The 17151-nt window shown below is 54.5% G+C and carries 14 protein-coding genes and 2 pseudogenes; 8 read left to right on the forward strand and 8 right to left on the reverse strand.

Annotated features, from left to right (window positions below; all coding sequences use genetic code 11):
- Window positions 1-90: 90 nt before the first annotated feature.
- Window positions 91-1422 (forward strand): omega-aminotransferase AptA, encoded by a 1332-nt coding sequence (aptA, locus tag HA45_RS06060; protein WP_100703766.1) that lies wholly within the window; start codon window positions 91-93, stop codon window positions 1420-1422.
- Between the two features lie 27 nt (window positions 1423-1449).
- Here aptA and HA45_RS06065 read toward each other — a convergent pair whose 3' ends face one another.
- A complete protein-coding gene (locus tag HA45_RS06065; protein WP_100703765.1) occupies window positions 1450-2325 on the reverse strand; it encodes a LysR family transcriptional regulator in 876 nt (291 codons plus the stop codon).
- 99 nt (window positions 2326-2424) lie between these two features.
- Between HA45_RS06065 and HA45_RS06070 the strand changes: the two genes are divergently transcribed.
- Both HA45_RS06070 and HA45_RS06075 read left to right on the forward strand, forming a co-directional pair.
- Window positions 2425-3024, forward strand: a complete 600-nt coding sequence (locus HA45_RS06070) for a glutathione binding-like protein (protein ID WP_100703764.1) — start codon at window positions 2425-2427, stop codon at window positions 3022-3024.
- 93 nt (window positions 3025-3117) lie between these two features.
- Window positions 3118-4020: an alpha/beta hydrolase gene (locus HA45_RS06075; RefSeq protein ID WP_100703763.1), complete on the forward strand. Its 903-nt coding sequence runs from the start codon at window positions 3118-3120 to the stop codon at window positions 4018-4020.
- Here HA45_RS06075 and biuH read toward each other — a convergent pair.
- The 4 genes and pseudogenes from biuH to ptsJ form a co-directional block, all read right to left on the reverse strand.
- Window positions 4009-4716 (reverse strand): biuret amidohydrolase, encoded by a 708-nt coding sequence (gene biuH, locus HA45_RS06080; RefSeq protein ID WP_100703762.1) that lies wholly within the window; start codon window positions 4714-4716, stop codon window positions 4009-4011. The genes HA45_RS06075 and biuH overlap by 12 nt on opposite strands.
- Window positions 4709-6019 (reverse strand): purine-cytosine permease family protein, encoded by a 1311-nt coding sequence (locus HA45_RS06085; RefSeq protein WP_100703761.1) that lies wholly within the window; start codon window positions 6017-6019, stop codon window positions 4709-4711. The genes biuH and HA45_RS06085 overlap by 8 nt, the downstream gene beginning before the upstream one ends.
- Window positions 6009-7459, reverse strand: a pseudogene (locus HA45_RS06090) (amidase). Before HA45_RS06090 ends, HA45_RS06085 begins: the two are co-directional and overlap by 11 nt.
- A 216-nt stretch (window positions 7460-7675) precedes the next feature.
- A complete protein-coding gene (gene ptsJ, locus HA45_RS06095) occupies window positions 7676-8968 on the reverse strand; it encodes a MocR-like B6 salvage transcription factor PtsJ (protein WP_100703759.1) in 1293 nt (430 codons plus the stop codon).
- A gap of 173 nt (window positions 8969-9141) precedes the next feature.
- Here ptsJ and HA45_RS06100 point away from each other — a divergent pair, with 173 nt between their 5' ends.
- Both HA45_RS06100 and HA45_RS06105 read left to right on the forward strand, forming a co-directional pair.
- Complete coding sequence (locus HA45_RS06100; protein WP_100703758.1) at window positions 9142-9474, forward strand: DMT family transporter; 333 nt, start codon at window positions 9142-9144, stop codon at window positions 9472-9474.
- 121 nt (window positions 9475-9595) lie between these two features.
- Complete coding sequence (locus HA45_RS06105; RefSeq protein WP_100703757.1) at window positions 9596-10432, forward strand: undecaprenyl-diphosphate phosphatase; 837 nt, start codon at window positions 9596-9598, stop codon at window positions 10430-10432.
- Window positions 10433-10619: 187 nt separating this feature from the next.
- Here the strand turns inward: HA45_RS06105 and leuE are convergent, their stop codons facing one another.
- The gene (gene leuE, locus HA45_RS06110) at window positions 10620-11258 is read right to left on the reverse strand and encodes a leucine efflux protein LeuE (RefSeq protein WP_100703756.1); all 639 of its coding nucleotides are present in this window, start codon (window positions 11256-11258) and stop codon (window positions 10620-10622) included.
- A gap of 219 nt (window positions 11259-11477) precedes the next feature.
- On the opposite strand from leuE, the gene HA45_RS06115 reads away from it, so the two are divergent.
- Both HA45_RS06115 and HA45_RS06120 read left to right on the forward strand, forming a co-directional pair.
- Window positions 11478-12548 (forward strand): ABC transporter substrate-binding protein, encoded by a 1071-nt coding sequence (locus tag HA45_RS06115; RefSeq protein WP_100703755.1) that lies wholly within the window; start codon window positions 11478-11480, stop codon window positions 12546-12548.
- Window positions 12517-13229 (forward strand): annotated as a pseudogene (locus HA45_RS06120) (substrate-binding domain-containing protein). The gene HA45_RS06115 and the pseudogene HA45_RS06120 overlap by 32 nt, the downstream one beginning before the upstream one ends.
- A 20-nt stretch (window positions 13230-13249) precedes the next feature.
- Here HA45_RS06120 and HA45_RS06125 read toward each other — a convergent pair.
- Complete coding sequence (locus tag HA45_RS06125; RefSeq protein ID WP_100703753.1) at window positions 13250-14587, reverse strand: DUF4105 domain-containing protein; 1338 nt, start codon at window positions 14585-14587, stop codon at window positions 13250-13252.
- Window positions 14588-15093: 506 nt separating this feature from the next.
- On the opposite strand from HA45_RS06125, the gene HA45_RS06130 reads away from it, so the two are divergent.
- Window positions 15094-16071, forward strand: coding sequence for an AEC family transporter (locus HA45_RS06130; RefSeq protein WP_100703752.1), 978 nt, complete (start codon window positions 15094-15096; stop codon window positions 16069-16071).
- 65 nt (window positions 16072-16136) lie between these two features.
- Here HA45_RS06130 and HA45_RS06135 read toward each other — a convergent pair whose 3' ends face one another.
- A complete protein-coding gene (locus HA45_RS06135) occupies window positions 16137-17033 on the reverse strand; it encodes a LysR family transcriptional regulator (RefSeq protein ID WP_100703751.1) in 897 nt (298 codons plus the stop codon).
- Window positions 17034-17151: the final 118 nt, after the last annotated feature.

Genomic DNA, 17151 nt, shown 5'->3' on the forward strand with positions numbered 1-17151 from the left:
GTAAATCAATAACTGAAGATGAATTAATAGGGATTTAACTTAACTAACCGTTAAATGCAAACTCTTCATACACCCGTCTGGAGAAACATCATGTCTGATGCTGTCAACACTACCGATCTCAATCTGCAAGCGCACTGGATGCCGTTTACTGCCAACCGTAACTTCCAGCGCGATCCGCGTTTCATTGTCTCTGCACAGGGACGCTGGCTGACCGATGATAAAGGACGGCAGATTTTTGATAGCCTCTCCGGTTTGTGGACCTGCGGTGCAGGACACTGTCGCAGTGAAATCCAGCAGGCGGTAGCGAAACAGCTGGGCACACTCGATTATTCGCCCGGCTTCCAGTACGGCCATCCACTGTCATTTCAGCTGGCAGACAAGATTGCCCAACATATGCCGGGGGATCTGAACCATGTGTTCTTTACCGGTTCGGGGTCGGAGTCAGCGGATACCGCGGTGAAAATGGCACGCGCTTACTGGCGTATCAAAGGCCAGCCGGCGAAAACGAAATTTATTGGTCGCGCCCGCGGCTACCACGGCGTGAATATCGCCGGAACCAGCCTTGGCGGTATTGGTGGCAATCGCAAAATGTTTGGCCAGTTTATGGACGTTGACCATATTCCGCACACGCTGCAAGCCGAACTGCCCTTCACTGCTGGGCAGGCCGAAACCGGCGGTGTGGCATTGGCCAATGAGATGCTCAAACTGATTGAGCTGCATGATGCTTCCAACATCGCCGCCTTGATTGTTGAACCTCTTTCCGGCTCTGCGGGTGCCATCATCCCGCCGGTAGGCTATCTGCAACGCTTGCGTGATATCTGCACCCAGCACGATATTTTGCTGATCTTCGATGAGGTCATTACCGGTTTTGGCCGCATGGGCCGCTGGAGCGGCGCAGAATACTTCTGCGTCACGCCTGATATCCTTAATTTCGCCAAGCAGATCACCAATGGCGCGGTACCGCTGGGTGGCGTGGTCGCCAGCAGCGAAATCTACCGCACCTTTATGGCGCAAAAATTGCCAGAACACGCGGTGGAATTTGCTCACGGCTACACCTACTCTGCCCATCCGGTGGCCTGTGCGGCGGGCCTGGCGACGCTGGACTTGCTGGAAAACGAGGCGCTGATTGCGCAATCCGCCGAGCTGGCACCGCATTTCGCTCATGCACTGCATGCGCTGCGTGATTGCCCGAACGTCATCGACATTCGCAACTGCGGGCTGGTGGGAGCCATCCAGCTTGCTCCGCGCGACGGCGATGCCACCATTCGCCCGTTTGATGCGGGGATGGCACTGTGGAAAGCCGGCTTTTATGTGCGCTTCGGTGCCGATACATTGCAGTTTGGCCCGATGTTCATTACACAGCCTGCCGAGTTGGATCGTTTGTTTGACGCTGTAGGTGAGACATTGCATCACATAGCGTGATGGCACGCCGCCCGCGCAGTGAACGGATTAATCAAAGCTGCGGGCAGCAAATGTCCAAAAGGCGTCCAGCGCGGGCGAAACTTCCCGACCCGCAGCGCGAACCAAACCAAAACGCCTCACCGTGAGCGGCTGGATTGGCATGGCAACGACGCCTGTCATGTTATCGGGTAACGTGGATTCCGGCACTATTGCCACGCCCATGCCTTCTTTCACCAGCGCGTACGCGCTGGCCCAATCTCGCACCGTAATTCGCACATCGGTTAACGTTAATCCCGCGGCTTCCACCAGGCTCTCACCATTCACTTTGCAACCCCCGGTGGCCAAAATGAAAGGTTGCTGATGGAGTTCCTGTAGCGTGATACCCGCGCGGTGGCTGCGTACCTGTCTATGCTGAGCAGGCATTAGCGCCATCCAGCGATCTTGCCCGAGCAGGATGGCGTTATCTTCAAGTCGAGGATTTAACACCACGCCCACATCCACCTCATCGCGCTGCAGCCAGGTGACGACTTCCTCGTCACTGCCCTCAATGACACTCAAATTGACGCCGGGAAAATCGTGCGCGAACTGCTTTATCAAATCAGGTAACAAGACTGACACCACCGAAGGAAAGCACGCCAACCGCACGCGACCTTGATCAAGACCCCGCGTCTGGTGAGCCAGCGAACGAATAGCGTCTAAGTGATCAAGCATTTGCTGCGCCTGTTGCACCACTTCACGGCCTACCTCCGTCAGGGAGATGGCGATACGACTGCGATGGATCAACGTGACGCCGAGGGATTTTTCGAGTTGCGTAATGGCCTGGCTGGCGGCTGATTGCGTCATGCCAATGGCGGCCGCCGCACGGGTTAAGTTCTCGTGCGCGGCGACCGCGACTAAAAGCCGCCAATGAGTAAGATTCATCATGTCAGTAGCTCAGCTAATGATGAGGTAATTGAACATTAATTTTACTGACAACGTGCGCGTAAGCAAGATGCATGCAGACAACAGCAACCAGGATTTGCGATGAAACTCTATTTTGCCCCTGATACGTGTTCATTAGCGCCACATATCGTTCTGCGTGAACTGGCTCTGCCTTTCACGCTGGTACGTGTCAACAACCAGTCAAAAAAGACCGAAGACGGACAGGATTTTTATCACATCAATCCCAAGGGTTATGTCGCTGCGCTGGAGATAGATGAGGGTTCGATCCTGACGGAAGGCCCCCCGATTTTGTTGTACCTCGCCAGTTTACAACCCACCGCACCGCTGTGCGTGGCACCCGGCGGGATGGATTACATCCGGCTGCTGGAATGGCTCAATTTTCTTGCCACGGAATTGCATGCAGGGATGGCGCCGCTGTTTAATCGTGCCTTACCCCAGCCGGTACGTGAGGGATTTGAACAGCGTCTTTTTCAACGTTTTGCTTATTTAGAAAATACGCTAAGGCCAGGCCTGTTTTTACAGGGCGAAACCCTCGGTCTGGCTGATATTTATCTGTATGTTCTTTGCGGATGGTGCAAATTCTTCGCGATCGATTTAGCACAATGGCCTGCACTGCACGCGCATTATCATCGCATTCATGCGCGACCAGCCGTGCAAGCGGCACTTTTGGCGGAGCAATAATTGATGCGTTTTCACATATAATCCAACATCTTCTTCATACTCTCTGCCGATTCTTCTGCTTCAATATCGCTTTGGATTCAGTCTGGATCGGCCATGCATCGTCGCCACTTTCTTACCGGCTTACTGCTCTCCCCCTTAGTCGCCCGCAGCGGCATTAGTCTGGCCGCCTCCGCGCCAAATCCCGCGCAAGTGTTGCCATTGTGGTCAAAACAACCGCCTGGCGGCGGCGGCCCTTTAGGGGCAATGGCGTTTAGCGCCAAAGGTACACAGCGCAATATTGCCATGCCAACGCTGACCGTATTCAAGCCGGCTCAGCCGAATGGACGCGCCGTGCTGGTTGCCGCAGGTGGCGGCTATACGCGTATTGAAATGGGCAAAGAAGCCTGGCCTGCTGCAGCGTGGCTGGTCGCTCAGGGCTACACGGCCTATGTGCTGAGTTATCGCTTGCCGCAGGAAGGCTGGAAAGATGGCGCGCTGGTGTCACTTCAGGATGCGCAGCGCGCGTTGCGCGTTGTCCGTCATCGCGAAAATAATGTCAGCGTATTAGGCTTTTCGGCCGGCGGACACCTGCTGGGTATGGCGGTCAATCGACCCGGATTTCATGCTTATCAGGCCAGCGACGAACTGGACAATCTCCCCGCAACCGCCGATCGGGCGGCGCTGATCTATCCCATCATTACGCTGGAGCCGCCTTACGCCCACACTTCCACGCACAAAGTGTTGGTGGGGAAAGGCGCGTCACTCAGCGCCGATACGGCCTGGTCGGTTCAGTCCTACGTTACTCCGCAGTCACCGCCATTTTTCCTTGTGCAGGCCGAGGATGATCCGGTTTCCGATCCGCACAACACCTTGATCATGGCTGCCGCCTGTCAACAAGCGCATGTGCCGGTGGAGATGTATCGCTATCCCAGCGGCGGCCACGGTTTTGGAATGGGCAAGCCCGGCACACTCACTACAGAGTGGCCGGGGCATTATCTGCACTGGTTAAACGGTTGACGCTGCGGAGGGTTGAGCCAGGCCAGCCAGCAACGTTTCCGAGCTGGCCACCGCACCAAAAATGCCGCCCTGCATATGAATCATGCTCAGCGCCGCTTCATGGTGTTTTAGCTCAGTGGCGGCGCAACAGTCAGACAGCACCAGGCACTCAAATCCGCGATCGTTGGCTTCGCGCAGCGTGGTGTGAACACAGACGTCGGTGGTGATACCCGTGATGATCAGATTGCGGATCCCCTGGCTACGCAGGATCAGTTCGAGATCGGTGGCATAAAAAGAGCCTTTGCCCGGCTTATCAATGATGGTTTCACCGGGTAATGGTGCCAGTTCCGGGATGATCTCCCAGCCCGGTTCTCCCCGCACCAGAATCCGCCCACAGGGACCGGGCGCGCCGATCTCCGCCTGCATCCGCTTTGAACGCCAGCGTTTATTGGCCGGCAAATCACTCAAGTCAGGACGATGACCTTCACGGGTATGAATGATTGGGAAGCCCCACTCTCGCATGCGTGCCAACACACGCTGCAACGGCGCAATTGGGGGGCGGGTCAATGCGATGTCATAACCCATGCTATCGACGTAGCCACCCTTGCCACAAAAATCGGTTTGCATATCAATGACGATCAGCGCGGTATCGGCAGGCGAGCACTGTCCATCATACGGCCAGGGATAAGGCGTGGAATCAAAAGTAAACTCAGGCATTTTTCTGCTCCATCAGGCTTGCGCTGTTTTCGCGTTTCAGTTTGACAATCAATGTGTAACTGACTGCAGCCGTTACCAAACCAATGACCGCTTCACCAAACTGTGGGAATTCAAGGTGGGCAATCACCGCGCACAAGCTGCCAATCGCCCAGGCCGCGAACGCACTGCCGCGCAGGCGACGGGTTTTGCGCTGCTCACTGATTTTTGCCATGAAGATCAAATCAACGATCATCACCGCGCCAAAAGGCGGCACCACGATGCCCAGCAAACTCAGCCATTCGAGGAAGTAGGACCAGACGCCTGCCAATGCCAGCGCCCCGCCAACCGCCCCGAGAATCAATGTCCAGATACGCATTTTGCTGCTGAACAGATGGCTGAAGCCCACGGCACCGTTGTACAAACAATGGGTGCAAACCGAGCCAAGATTAATGAAGACAAACAGGAAAGCGATGATGGAGAGTAACGTGCCGTGGTTCATCAGCATCGGCAGGAAATTGCCGCCATTATTCACCGGATCAACCGCCGCACCGACTGCCACAATCACTACGCCAAACAAATAAGAGATCACATTCGCCAGCGGGAAAGCGGAAAACGCGGCGATAACTGCAGATTTACCGTCTTTTGACCAACGGGTGAAATCCGCTGTCATGGTGCCCGAATCAGCGAATCCCGCCACCACCATGGTCACTGCCGTTCCCATACTCATAGCGCCGACGGCACTGGCACTGCCCTTGAACTGGGTGATGGTGCTGAAATCATGGTCCTGTCCAATCAGCCACAACGCGACCAAACCGAGCACGACAAAAAGTGGCGCGGCAATCATTCCCAGAATCGACAACGCACGAACGCCGAGGAAGGTAACGCCGGTGTACAGCACCATAGCGATGGCGGTTACCGCAAGTGCGTTCCAGCCAAAGGTTTGGTTGATTACCGTGCCGGTTAATCCGGTTTGAAACGCATACCAGCCAATCACCACCGTCGAGAGGAAACCGGAAACCAGGATATAGCCTTTGGTGCCGAAGGTACGCTTTGCCTGCAGCGCGAAGTTCATCCCAGTATTACCCGCCAACCAGCTAAGTGCACCAACATAAGCGAACAGCACCAGATTGCCGAGCAGGATGGCAATCAGCGCCGGCCAGAATCCCAGGTGCCAGGTAATGATGCCGCCAAATAACGCATTGGTGAGGATCATCGGGAAACCAAACCACACAGCAGACACCGAGCGCGTTGAGTGACGATGACTTAAAGGAACCGGCTCGTGTTCAAATTCCTGCTCTAATGCAGGGGACGATTTATGACTCATGGGCAACTCCGATAGAGGCAGGATAAAGGTGATTCCACGGTTGGATGCGCTCAAAAGCGGCACTTGCCGCCAGCACCAGGCCATCGTCCAGGTGACGACCCACGATTTGCAGACCAATCGGCAAACCGCTGGCGGTGAAGCCCGCAGGGATTGAGGCCGCCGGTTGGCCAGTGAAATTGAACGGATAACAGAACGATAACCAGTGATCGCTGCGTACCATGCGCCCATCAATGATTTCCGGTCCCTGCATGTTGAGCGGGAACGGCGGCACTGCTAGCGTGGGCGTTAATAACAGGTCGTAACGCTGCATAAAGCGCCACAGTTGATTACAGATTTTCTTACGTGCGGTATTGGCGTCGGTAAAGTGCTCAGCGCGCCATTCACGTTGCAGCATGGCGCTAAGATGCGGTGACATACGTGAACCCAAATCGGTTTGCATCTGGCGCATGCCGGTTAGGTCGCTTTCAAACGCCACCAGCGCAGCAAAGGTGGCTCCCTCATCGGCAATGCCGGGATCCACTTCTTCTAATTCCGCCCCCAGTTCTTGCGCAAAAAGTCGCGCGGCTTTAGTGACAACGTCACGCACCTCGGGATCCATGGCAACATAACCAAAGTCGGCGCTGAAGGCGATGCGCAGTCCGTTTAGCGGTTTGTCCAGTGCGCCAAGCCAGTCAACATCACTGCAGGGAATGGAGTGCCGATCGCGCATGTCCGGCCCCGCCATCACAGACATCATTAATGCACTGTCACGCACCGTGCGCGTCATTGGACCAATGTGCTCCAGCGATTCCCAACTCGAAACGCCGGGATAACGCTCATCGCGACAGCCTGGCCATAACGGCACACGTCCCATGGAAGCTTTGAAGCCATACACGCCACAGTGCGCTGCCGGAATGCGTACCGAGCCACCGCCGTCACTGCCCAGTGCGATCGGACAAAGTCGTGCTGCCAGTGCCGCGCCAGAACCCGCACTCGATCCGCCCGGTGTTTTGCTCAAGTCCCACGGATTACGCGGCGAGGGAAATAGCGGATTGTGGCCAACGCCGCTGTAGCCAAACTCTGGCGCAGTGGTTTTACCGAGCAGCACCGCATCGGCGGCCAGCAGGCGTTCCACCGTAATGTCGTCATCTTCTGGCATAAAATCGGCATATGCCGCAGACCCCGAGGTCGTCTTTACCCCAGCAGTGCAAATCAAGTCCTTTACCGCCAGCGGTACCCCGGCAAATGCCCCCAGCTTTTCACCCCGCCCACGTTTCGCATCCACAGCCGCCGCCTGCTTAAGTGCCAGCTCCGGCGTTGCCGTGCAAAAGGCTGAATGTGTGGCTCGCGCTGATCCATACGATCTAACGCAGCTTGAGTCAGCTCACGCGCAGAAATCTCACCCTCGCGGATTAACGCCGCCAATGCCGTGGCATCGCCATCCAGTAATGCATCCAACATGCTTAAACTCCCGATTTGGTCACTTAACGGGATTAATGCAGTTTACGTGCCAGTTGATCTATAACAGAGCCGCAAAAGGGATGACATCAGGTGGGATACGGGCTTGGATACAAGATCGAATACTTATGTTTCTTTACGATGCGGGGGATAATGCGTGAAGCACAAAAATGGCGCATCGCTGCGCCACTTTGGTCCACAGAGTGTTCAACAGCGGGTTTAACGTAAAAGCTGGGCCAACGTGCGGGCGAAGACATCGACCTGATGAGCAGCAAAATCCGCCACGGTGATGCGCAATCCGTTGACCTTCGGGTCTAGCCCAAAGACTTCACCGCTGCGAACCAGCCAGCCATAGGTCGATAATTGCCTGACCAGGTCTGCGCTATCGTATTTCAGCGGTAGCCAGATATTTAAACCATCATGCTTAAGTGACATTGTCACGCCATGATTCACTAATGCGTTATTCAATGCACCGCGCCTGCGTTGATACTGGTCACGTGCCTCACTGATTTCGCTGCGTATCTCCGCAGATTGCAATGCTGCTAACGTGAGATCTTGCAGTAGATGACTGACCCAGTTGCTCCCTGCGTTGATACGCATCGCTAAACGCTGGGCGCTTTCCTCATCGCTGGCTATCAGCGCGAGGCGCATATCTGGCCCGAGAATCTTCGATACCGAACGTATCAATGCCCAGCGGCGCGTTTGTGGTGGGATGACATGGTAATAGTCATGCGTTGAGAGCAGTGAAAAGTGGTCATCAACGATAACCAACACCTGCGGATAGTTCGCCAGCACATCCCGAATCTGCGCGGCGCGTGTCGCACTGAATCCCCATCCGGTGGGATTGTGGGCACGTGGCGTGATGATGACGGCCTGTACACCGGACATCAGTGCCGCTTCTAATTCTCCGGCACAGATCCCCTCTTCATCTATCGTCACGCCCACGGCGTTCAGCCGACAATTGTTGAGCGTGTTAATGCTGCTGAGGAAGCAAGGGTCCTCGACCACAACCCGATCGCCACCGATCAAATAGCTGGTTAACAGGCGTTCAAGCGCATCAACGGCTCCGTTAGTCAGGCTGAGGCTGAACGGCCCTGGTAAATCGCCGCCCATCCACTCGCGCCCATAGTGTTCCAACTGCGGGTTGATGGCCGGTTCGCCATACACGCGATGACGAAACGGTAATTGACTCAACACGCGGCTGAGATCTGGTAGCAGTGAAACGGAAGGATTGCCCCCCGCAAGATCAATCAGCGTTAATCCCGGTGGCGAACCCTCTTGCGCAGCGCGCTCAGCCAGGGCGCGGATCACCGTGCCATTGCGCCCACGTGACTCCGCAAATCCCGCTTCGATTAATCGTTTGTACGCTGCAGCGACGGTATTGCGATTCACCTCTAACGCGACTGCTAACTCCCGCACCGGCGGTAAAGTATCACCCGGTAAATAACCGCCCGATTGCATGCCCGCTCGGATCTGTTCAAAGATCTCGCCTGCCGTTTTACCTGAAATCATAATTGACCTATGACAAAAGCCCGAAGCGATACTACTTTCCTCGTGTTCTGATGTCCATGTGTTGATCTCGTGCCAATCAGCCTTCGGGGTGAATTGAAGAGATGTCATCATGACCACGTACGCTTAAACACGCTATGATCACGGATTAATATGACTAGCATAGGATGATATCGATGAATGGATATATATATCTCGCCATCGCCATTGTGGCTGAAGTTGTGGCGACCACCTCGATGAAGGCCATTTCGGGCTTGAGTAAACCGTTACCGCTGATATTAGTGATTGTTGGCTATGGCGTCGCGTTTTGGCTATTAACCCTGGTGGTGCAAACCATACCGGTGGGCATCGCTTATGCGACATGGGCCGGGCTCGGGATTGTGCTGGTGAGCGTGGCCTCTTACTTTATCTATGGTCAGAAACTGGATATTTACGCACTGGCCGGCATGGGACTTATTATTGCCGGAGTGGTCGTGATGCAGGCCTTTTCAAAGAGCGTCGGGCACTAAACACTTCATCAACGGCGTTCCGAATAGGATAAAACTTATCACAGCTAAAAAGAAAAATGTGTCAGGTTAAGACGGATATTTTAAGACTGACTTTTCCATTATTCTTTTTAGGGGTGAACGGGTGAATTATTTCGACGTATCCATTCTGGCGGTGATTCAGGGCCTGGCGGAACTGCTGCCCGTCTCCAGTTCCGCGCATGTCATTATGACCGAAAAGCTTCTCGGCCTGGATCCAGCGGCACCTGACATGACGCTGCTGTTAGTGATGTTACACACTGGCACGATGTTCGCGGTGATTGTCTACTTCTGGAAAAACTGGCGCGAGACCTATTTCAGTTCGACCCATGCCTTCAAGAAAAATGTATTTTTAATTATTCTCGCCACCTGTGTGACCGGTGTGGTGGGATTGGCACTGATGAAACTGATTAAATATTTTTTCGCCGCCAACGCCGACACATTCGAAATAGAATCATTATTTAGCAACAGTAAAATAATCGCCACAGGCCTGGCAGCAGCTGGACTGTTAATAATCGTTTCTTCACGCTTAAAAGAAAAAGATCGCGGCGAACTGTCCCTATTAAGCGCCGCAGGGATTGGCTTAATTCAGGGTTTATGTCTGCCGTTTCGCGGTTTCTCCCGTTCGGGCGCCACAATTTCAACCGGGTTAACGCTGGGTGTCGCGCGCAAGCGTGCAGAGGAGTTCAGTTTCGCTTTAGCGGTGGTGCTAACACCGGCGGTGATTATCAAAGAGGGATTACGCGCCTTTGGCGGAGGGACGGCGGCAACCGCTGCAGTCAGCAGTGGTGTGATCGTGCCCAGTCTGGTCGGCATGCTATTGAGCTTTATCGCCGGACTCTTAGCATTACGTTGGCTTTCGCGTTGGCTGGAGCACGACCGCTGGCATCTGTTTGGCGGTTATTGCCTGTGCGCCGCCGCGCTGATCGGTTGGCTGGGTTAAAAAAGCGTAGGTGTCTGATGGGTGGCGCATCTCTGCGCCAGGTTATGCGCGCACAATAACGCTCAACTGTCCCGCTTAGGGGCTATCAACATGGCTTGTAAACAACCTCTGACGGGAGAGTCAAACCATCCGGTCAGAGGTAGCCATCTGTTGTCAGCATCGACGGTTATGCCGCCGGACAATATTATTAGCTCTGCGCACTCACTAAACGCACCGCAAAGCCAAAGAACAGCATGCCGGTCAGCATATTCCCGAGCTTAACCAGACGGGTACGATTTTTCAGGAAGCGCACCATCACACTCCCCGCCATGAGTAATACCAGATAATAGCTCAGGCTCATCAGCTGAATCATCGAACCCAGCACCGCAAAGGCCGGTGCCGTGTGCGTGACTGCCGGATCAATAAACTGAATGAAAAAGGAGACGTAAAACAGGATGGCTTTGGGATTGGTAACGCCCAACAGCACCGCACGCAGAAAGTAGTTTTCCACTTTCACGGCTTCAGTAGGCTGGCTGGCCTCACGTTTACGCAGTGCACCCAGGATAATTTTCACGCCTAAATAGAGCAGGAACATCGCCCCTAAATACTTCACCACCATAAAGATATGTGGGCTGGTACGAATCAGCGTTGCGACGCCTGCCCACGCCAGGAAAATCAGAATGAGATCGCCCATCATGACCCCGGCGATAGCTTTTGACGCGGCTTTTACGCCGCGACTCATCCCGGTACGCAGCACGTACAAACTGTTAGGACCCGGCAGCAGAATAATCACCAGCGCGCCCGCCAAAAACGTCCAGACATTAATAATACCCACATCGTGCAACATAACAGCCTTCACTCCACAGTCATGCCGCTTGATCGCCCGATGACTATTGTTATTGATTTGACAGGTGAAAATAAGCAGCGGATCGCGCTGCAATTGGGCCGATATATTAGCAGATGACACTGAGGGCTGTCGCCAGACAACTGCAGGCAAATGAAACAGTCGTAGGCTGCGGCAGATCAGCGCTATATAATCCGATGCATTACGCTAACGGGAATCCCTATGAACACCACTTTCAACCGCCTTATTCTGGCGGGCTTACTCACGTTAACCTCAATGCACAGCTATGCCAGCCGCGTGGTGACCGACCAGATTGGCCGTCAGGTGACGATCCCGGATCAGGTGGACCGCGTGGTGGTGCTGCAGCATCAAACCCTCAACCTGCTGGTGCAGCTGAATGCGACCGATAAAATCGTCGGTATTCTGGCGAATTGGCAACAACAGCTGGGTGATGGCTACGCGAAACTCGTGCCGGAATTGACGCATAAAGCCATGCTGGGCGACCTTACCCATGTTGATTTGGAAAAGCTGGTAGCGCTGCATCCACAGGTGGTGTTTGTCACTAACTACGCGCCAAAAGAGATGATTGACCAGATTTCGGCGTTGGGTATTCCGGTGTTGGCGATCTCATTGCGACATGATGATGCTGGCGAACAAGGCAAAATCAATCCCAGCATGCAGAATGAGAACCAGGCCTACGATCTCGGCATCAAAGAAGGCATTACCTTGATTGGCGAGGTCGTGAACAGGCAGCAGCAGGCTCAAGCCTTGATTAGCGCTGCGTTTGCCGGACGCAAGCTGGTCAGCGATCGCCTCAAAGCGTTACCCGAGCAACAGCGCGTTCGCGCCTATATGGCTAATCCTGACCTCACCACCTACGGTTCGGGTAAATACACGGGATTGATGATGTCGCACGCGGGTGCGTTAAACGTGGCGGCAGCTACCGTGCAGGGTTTCAAACAGGTCAGCATGGAACAAGTCGTGGCGTGGGATCCTCAGGTGATTTTTGTCCAGGACCGCTATCCCCAGGTCGTGAATGACATAAACCAGGACCCGCGCTGGCGCACTATCGCCGCCGTCAAAAATCATCAGGTCTGGCTGATGCCGGAATACGCTAAAGCGTGGGGCTATCCAATGCCTGAAGCGATTGGATTAGGCGAATTGTGGATGGCGAAGAAACTCTATCCAGAGAAATTCCGCGACATTGATATGCAGCAGCAAGCCAACCGCTGGTATCAGCGCTTTTATCGGACTTCTTATCATGACAACGCTACGCCTGCTGGCAGCCGGTAGTTTACGCAGCGTCTGGCCGCCGTTAATGGCGGCGTTTAGCGCGCAATCCGGCCTGCGCACGGAGACAGATTTTGGCCCAGCCGGCTTACTGCGGCAGCGGATTGAACAGGGTGAAAACTGCGATCTGTTTGCCTCAGCCAATCTTCAGCATCCGGCCAAATTAGTGCAGCAGCGCATCGCCATGAATATGGGGAGATTTGCCGCTAACGCATTATGCCTGACCGTGAAACGTGACGTTGTCACTAACAGTGATAACTGGCTGTCACTGTTGCTGCGTGACGATTTACGTCTGGCCACCTCAACTCCGCTGTGCGATCCGTCGGGTGATTATACGTGGCAGCTATTCAACAATATCGAGTTGGCACATCCTGGTTGCGGTGAAAAGCTGAAACAAAAAGCCCGCACGCTGGTGGGCGGACCGGACAGTTTACCGCTGCCGCCGGAGAGTTAGCGGCCCGATGGCTCATCGACCACCAGCACACCGAGATGTTTATTGGCTATGCCAGCTATGCACCGCGCCTCGTTTGTCATTCGCAGTTGCAGGTCTTTGCTATCCCGGATCCTTTCAACGTGCAGGCTGAATATGGTTGGGCAACCCTCACACCTGCAGCAGAACCCCTGGCAACGTTTTTGCACTCAGCGTCGGCACAGACTCTGTTGAAACAGCATGGTTTTACCTGAGGCCCTGTTCATGCGGGCCTTCAGCGTAACAAACTGCGCACCACCATCCGTGCGCCAAGCCATTCCAGCTTTAGGCGGTTAGCGACTCGACGATAGCGGCTTGAACGTTCAGTGGACGCCAGCACCCGGCGTAACAGGATGCAGTAATCCATCACCAAGCCGGGCGTCCATGTCATGCCTTCCGCCCGACTGCGCACCAGACTCAGCAGCCAAAAATCAGGATTCAGCAAAACCCATAATCCTTTTAATCCGCGCTCACCAAGCAGACCTTCGGTGGCGACATCTAGCGCCTGCATCACGCTGGTGGAGCAATTACGCGATGTAAGGTTATAGCGGGTATCTGATGCATTGGTGCGCCAATAATTGCGCAATGCAGCTTGATTGAAATGGGTTAACACCAGACGTTTATCCGGGCGACACCACATCTTTATTTCTTTCTCCAGTGAAGGCAGGTAGCAGCCTTCTACATCGAATTCCTCTTTGGCGCGCAGCGTCTGCAGGAAACCACGAAAATCACGCGATACGTCATCAGCGGGATATAAGCTGATATACAGTTCTTCGCCCATTTCCAACGACGTGTGACCGGTTGAAACCTGACCACGATGATCAATGGCCGCGACCCAGCGGTCAAACCACGGACGGCGGCCAGAAACATCGCCGGATCCCACCGGCGTCCAGATATAGATGTTTAGCGGCGCGCTGACCGACTCCGCGTTAAGCGGCGGGTGCACATAATCCAACCCATGCGGTGCACGCAGGCCCTTGTGCGTAAACAGCGGCAGCGCGGCTACGCTGCTGTGTTCCGGCAGGGCATGAATTTGCGCCGCCATAATCAACAAATTAATCCCCCATCCGGCCAGCAGCAGCGCAAAACACAGCGGCACGATGACCTGCGGGGATAACGGCCAATTGGTGGCAATCAGGATACTGAACAGAATTTCGGCGCTACCCAGCATCAGTTTGCGCGTCCAGCGACGGCAGCGCATCAAACTACAAGAGATGATACGGAAACCACCATCAAGCAGGAAAACCAGCGCATAGGCCAACGAGAAGCACAAACCGCTATCATGTGGCGCCAGAAACACTATTCCGCCGAATAACATCAACACGGCTGATTTCGCAAGCGGTGGCCAGGCAATGCCCGCAGGCGCGTAAATCGCACCCATGGCCTCTGCCAGCCCTTCCACCGCGAGAAACACACCTAACGCATGCAGCGGAAACGATAAGCTGCCATGTTGCAGCAGATCCATAACGATCCCTGCGCTGGCCGCAACACAGGCTAAGCCCAACGCAGCCAGGTAAGGCCAACCCGCACGCAGTGCCGGTCCACCCATTAACAAAAATAATAGTCGCAGCAAATACTCTCTCCAGCGGATAACAGACAGCTCAGCACGCAATGTAGACGCGAATCAACAACAGGAGTTCGGTTGCTCACTGGCTATCCTTTCTTCGTTTACTGATGGTTGTCACTGTGAGGGCACTCTACGTGGCGAAGATTAAAATTGGCTTAATGGTAAAGTAAATACTGGCTTATTTTTTGAGCAGTTCAATGCAGGGTTTATGGCGATTTCAGGCTGAAACTGCACGCGAGAATCTTGTTAGCTCGCTGCTAATTGATTGAATATATTAGATGAATGCGATCGTCAGCAGAATAATATGCGGCTGGCGCGCAGGCTGTTGCGTTCGCTAACATGGAATCAGCAGTTTCATAAACCTTTGAGAAAGGGATTTCGTCTGGTTCGGCTCCTCGCCTGTACAACATTCTCCTGAGTCGAATCCGCCCATGGCTTGCACACCCCACCATCCAATATTGGATTTGCAGTGGTAAAGGCTTTAGAGTCTTGCAGCTTATTGGGAGGATACTATGTTATCGACGTTTCTGATTCTTTTACCGATTTTCGGTTTGATTGTGGCGGGATATGGTTGTCGGATGTTGGGCGTGTTAGGTCCAACATCGGCGACTGAACTGAATAAATTTGTCGTTTGGCTGGCGCTACCTGCGCTGTTGTTTGACATCATGGCGCATACGCCGTGGCACATCATTTATCAGCCGGGCTTTTTCTGGGCATTTGCCCTCTCTTGCGCGGCAGCGTTTGTCATCGTTTTCTTGTTCCAGAAAAAAGTTAAAGGTAAGTCCACCGCCGATGCCAGCGTGGATGGCGTAGCCGCCGCCTATCCCAACACCGGTTATCTCGGGTTTCCATTATTATTGCTGATCTTTGGCAAAAGCAGCCTGATTCCGACCACCACCGCCACCATTGTGGTCGCCTGTATTTTGTTCGCGATTGCTATTGCGATGATTGAGATTGGTTTGCAGAGCGAACGCGAGTTTCATCGGTTGGCGATTAAAGTGGTACGCGCCATTATCAAAAACCCCCTGATCATTTCGCCGTTGCTGGGCGCTGCCTGTTCGAGTGCGGGATTAACCCTGCCAGACAGCCTCGAAACATTCCTGAAAATGTTGGGCGGCGCAGCAAGTCCTTGCGCGCTGGTGTGTCTAGGCGTGTTTCTTGCCAGCCGGCAAAAAGCCAAAGCCAGCGAAGTGCCTTCCGGCGCGAAGATGAGTTTTACCACCGTGGGCCTGGTCGTGGTGGCCAAACTGGTGTTGCAACCGCTGCTCACCTGGGTGTTAGCGGTATGGTTGTTCCATCTACCCGATGATTTGACCAAAATGGCGATCCTGCTGGCCGCTCTGCCCACCGGCACCGGGCCTTTTATGCTGGCAGAATATTATCGCCGTGACGCGCAAATCACCTCAGCAGCGATCCTGATTTCCACCGTGCTGTCGATTGTCACGCTGGTCGCGATTATGCATTTTATGCAGGTCACTCCCCTCGCCTGATTCCTTACCTCACCACAAGGAGGTGGTCACCCGCTGCATAAAGCGTGCAAGCCGCCTCCTCTTTTTCACGGCATTGCTCGCAAAAGGCTAAGGCATCTCTGCTGCACCGCATCGAGAAACAGACGCAGCGCGGCCGGCTGGCGTTCGCGGGACATGTACAAACCATAAATGCCGAGGGTTTTGGGCGCAAAATCAGGCAGTACGCACTGCAACTGCCCGCTATCGAGACCGGCGCGGGCCTCCATTTCAGGCACCATGGCCAGACCACATCCGGCGATGGCGGCATCGCACAGCACCGAGGAAATGCCCGCACTGAAGTTGCCGCTCACCGCCGCCGTCACGGCATCACCGCTGGCATCGCTAAACTGCCAACTCTGACCCGCAAAACGGCTGTAGTGCAGGCAATTATGATGGCTGAGATCGTGCGGCGTTGTCGGAATACCGTGCTCGCGCAAATAAGCCGGTGAGGCGCAGACCACTGAAACGCATTCGCCAAGACGGCGAGCAATCGCGCCCGGTTCAGGATTGTCAGTGATGCGTACCGCCACATCAATGCGCTCACCCACCAGGCTGACCGGCTGATTGTTGATTTCTAATTCGATGCGCAACAATGGATAGCGCGCCAGAAAAGCCGGGATCATCGGACCCAAAATATGTGTGGCCGTGGAGTGCGCACAGGCAATACGCAAGATACCTTGCGGTTCCCCCGGCGCGCCTTGTCCGGTAATTTCATCGGCCAGACGTGCCAGCATGCGGGTTTTTTCGAGGACTTTCTCCCCCGCGGGCGTGATGGTCAGGCGACGCGACGACCGGTGCAGCAAACGCGCTCCCGCCCACTTTTCCATCTCATCGAGGTATCGGCTGACCATCGGTCGCGAGATATCCAGCGCGCGTGCCGCGGCGCTCAGGCTGCCCAGTTCGCAAATGCGATTAAACACCGATGCTGCTGTCACTCTATCCATTACCACTCCATCTGATCGTTTTATGAAACTGATCATCTCTATTTGCGGGAATTCTAGCAGACGACAAAATCCTTACAATGGTGCGCTTAACGGCCATGTTGCCACTGAAAGGAAAATG

Origin of the sequence: Pantoea rodasii, from assembly GCF_002095465.1 — a bacterium.
GTDB lineage: Bacteria > Pseudomonadota > Gammaproteobacteria > Enterobacterales > Enterobacteriaceae > Pantoea > Pantoea rodasii.

Bases quoted from the DNA above. Each gene is read 5' to 3' on its own strand.
- aptA (WP_100703766.1), top strand. From the start codon at position 91: ATGTCTGATGCTGTCAACACTACCGATCTCAATCTGCAAGCGCACTGG.
- HA45_RS06065 (WP_100703765.1), bottom strand. From the start codon at position 2,325: ATGATGAATCTTACTCATTGGCGGCTTTTAGTCGCGGTCGCCGCGCAC.
- HA45_RS06070 (WP_100703764.1), top strand. From the start codon at position 2,425: ATGAAACTCTATTTTGCCCCTGATACGTGTTCATTAGCGCCACATATC.
- HA45_RS06075 (WP_100703763.1), top strand. From the start codon at position 3,118: ATGCATCGTCGCCACTTTCTTACCGGCTTACTGCTCTCCCCCTTAGTC.
- biuH (WP_100703762.1), bottom strand. From the start codon at position 4,716: ATGCCTGAGTTTACTTTTGATTCCACGCCTTATCCCTGGCCGTATGAT.
- HA45_RS06085 (WP_100703761.1), bottom strand. From the start codon at position 6,019: ATGAGTCATAAATCGTCCCCTGCATTAGAGCAGGAATTTGAACACGAG.
- ptsJ (WP_100703759.1), bottom strand. From the start codon at position 8,968: ATGATTTCAGGTAAAACGGCAGGCGAGATCTTTGAACAGATCCGAGCG.
- HA45_RS06100 (WP_100703758.1), top strand. From the start codon at position 9,142: ATGAATGGATATATATATCTCGCCATCGCCATTGTGGCTGAAGTTGTG.
- leuE (WP_100703756.1), bottom strand. From the start codon at position 11,258: ATGTTGCACGATGTGGGTATTATTAATGTCTGGACGTTTTTGGCGGGC.
- HA45_RS06115 (WP_100703755.1), top strand. From the start codon at position 11,478: ATGAACACCACTTTCAACCGCCTTATTCTGGCGGGCTTACTCACGTTA.
- HA45_RS06130 (WP_100703752.1), top strand. From the start codon at position 15,094: ATGTTATCGACGTTTCTGATTCTTTTACCGATTTTCGGTTTGATTGTG.
- HA45_RS06135 (WP_100703751.1), bottom strand. From the start codon at position 17,033: ATGGATAGAGTGACAGCAGCATCGGTGTTTAATCGCATTTGCGAACTG.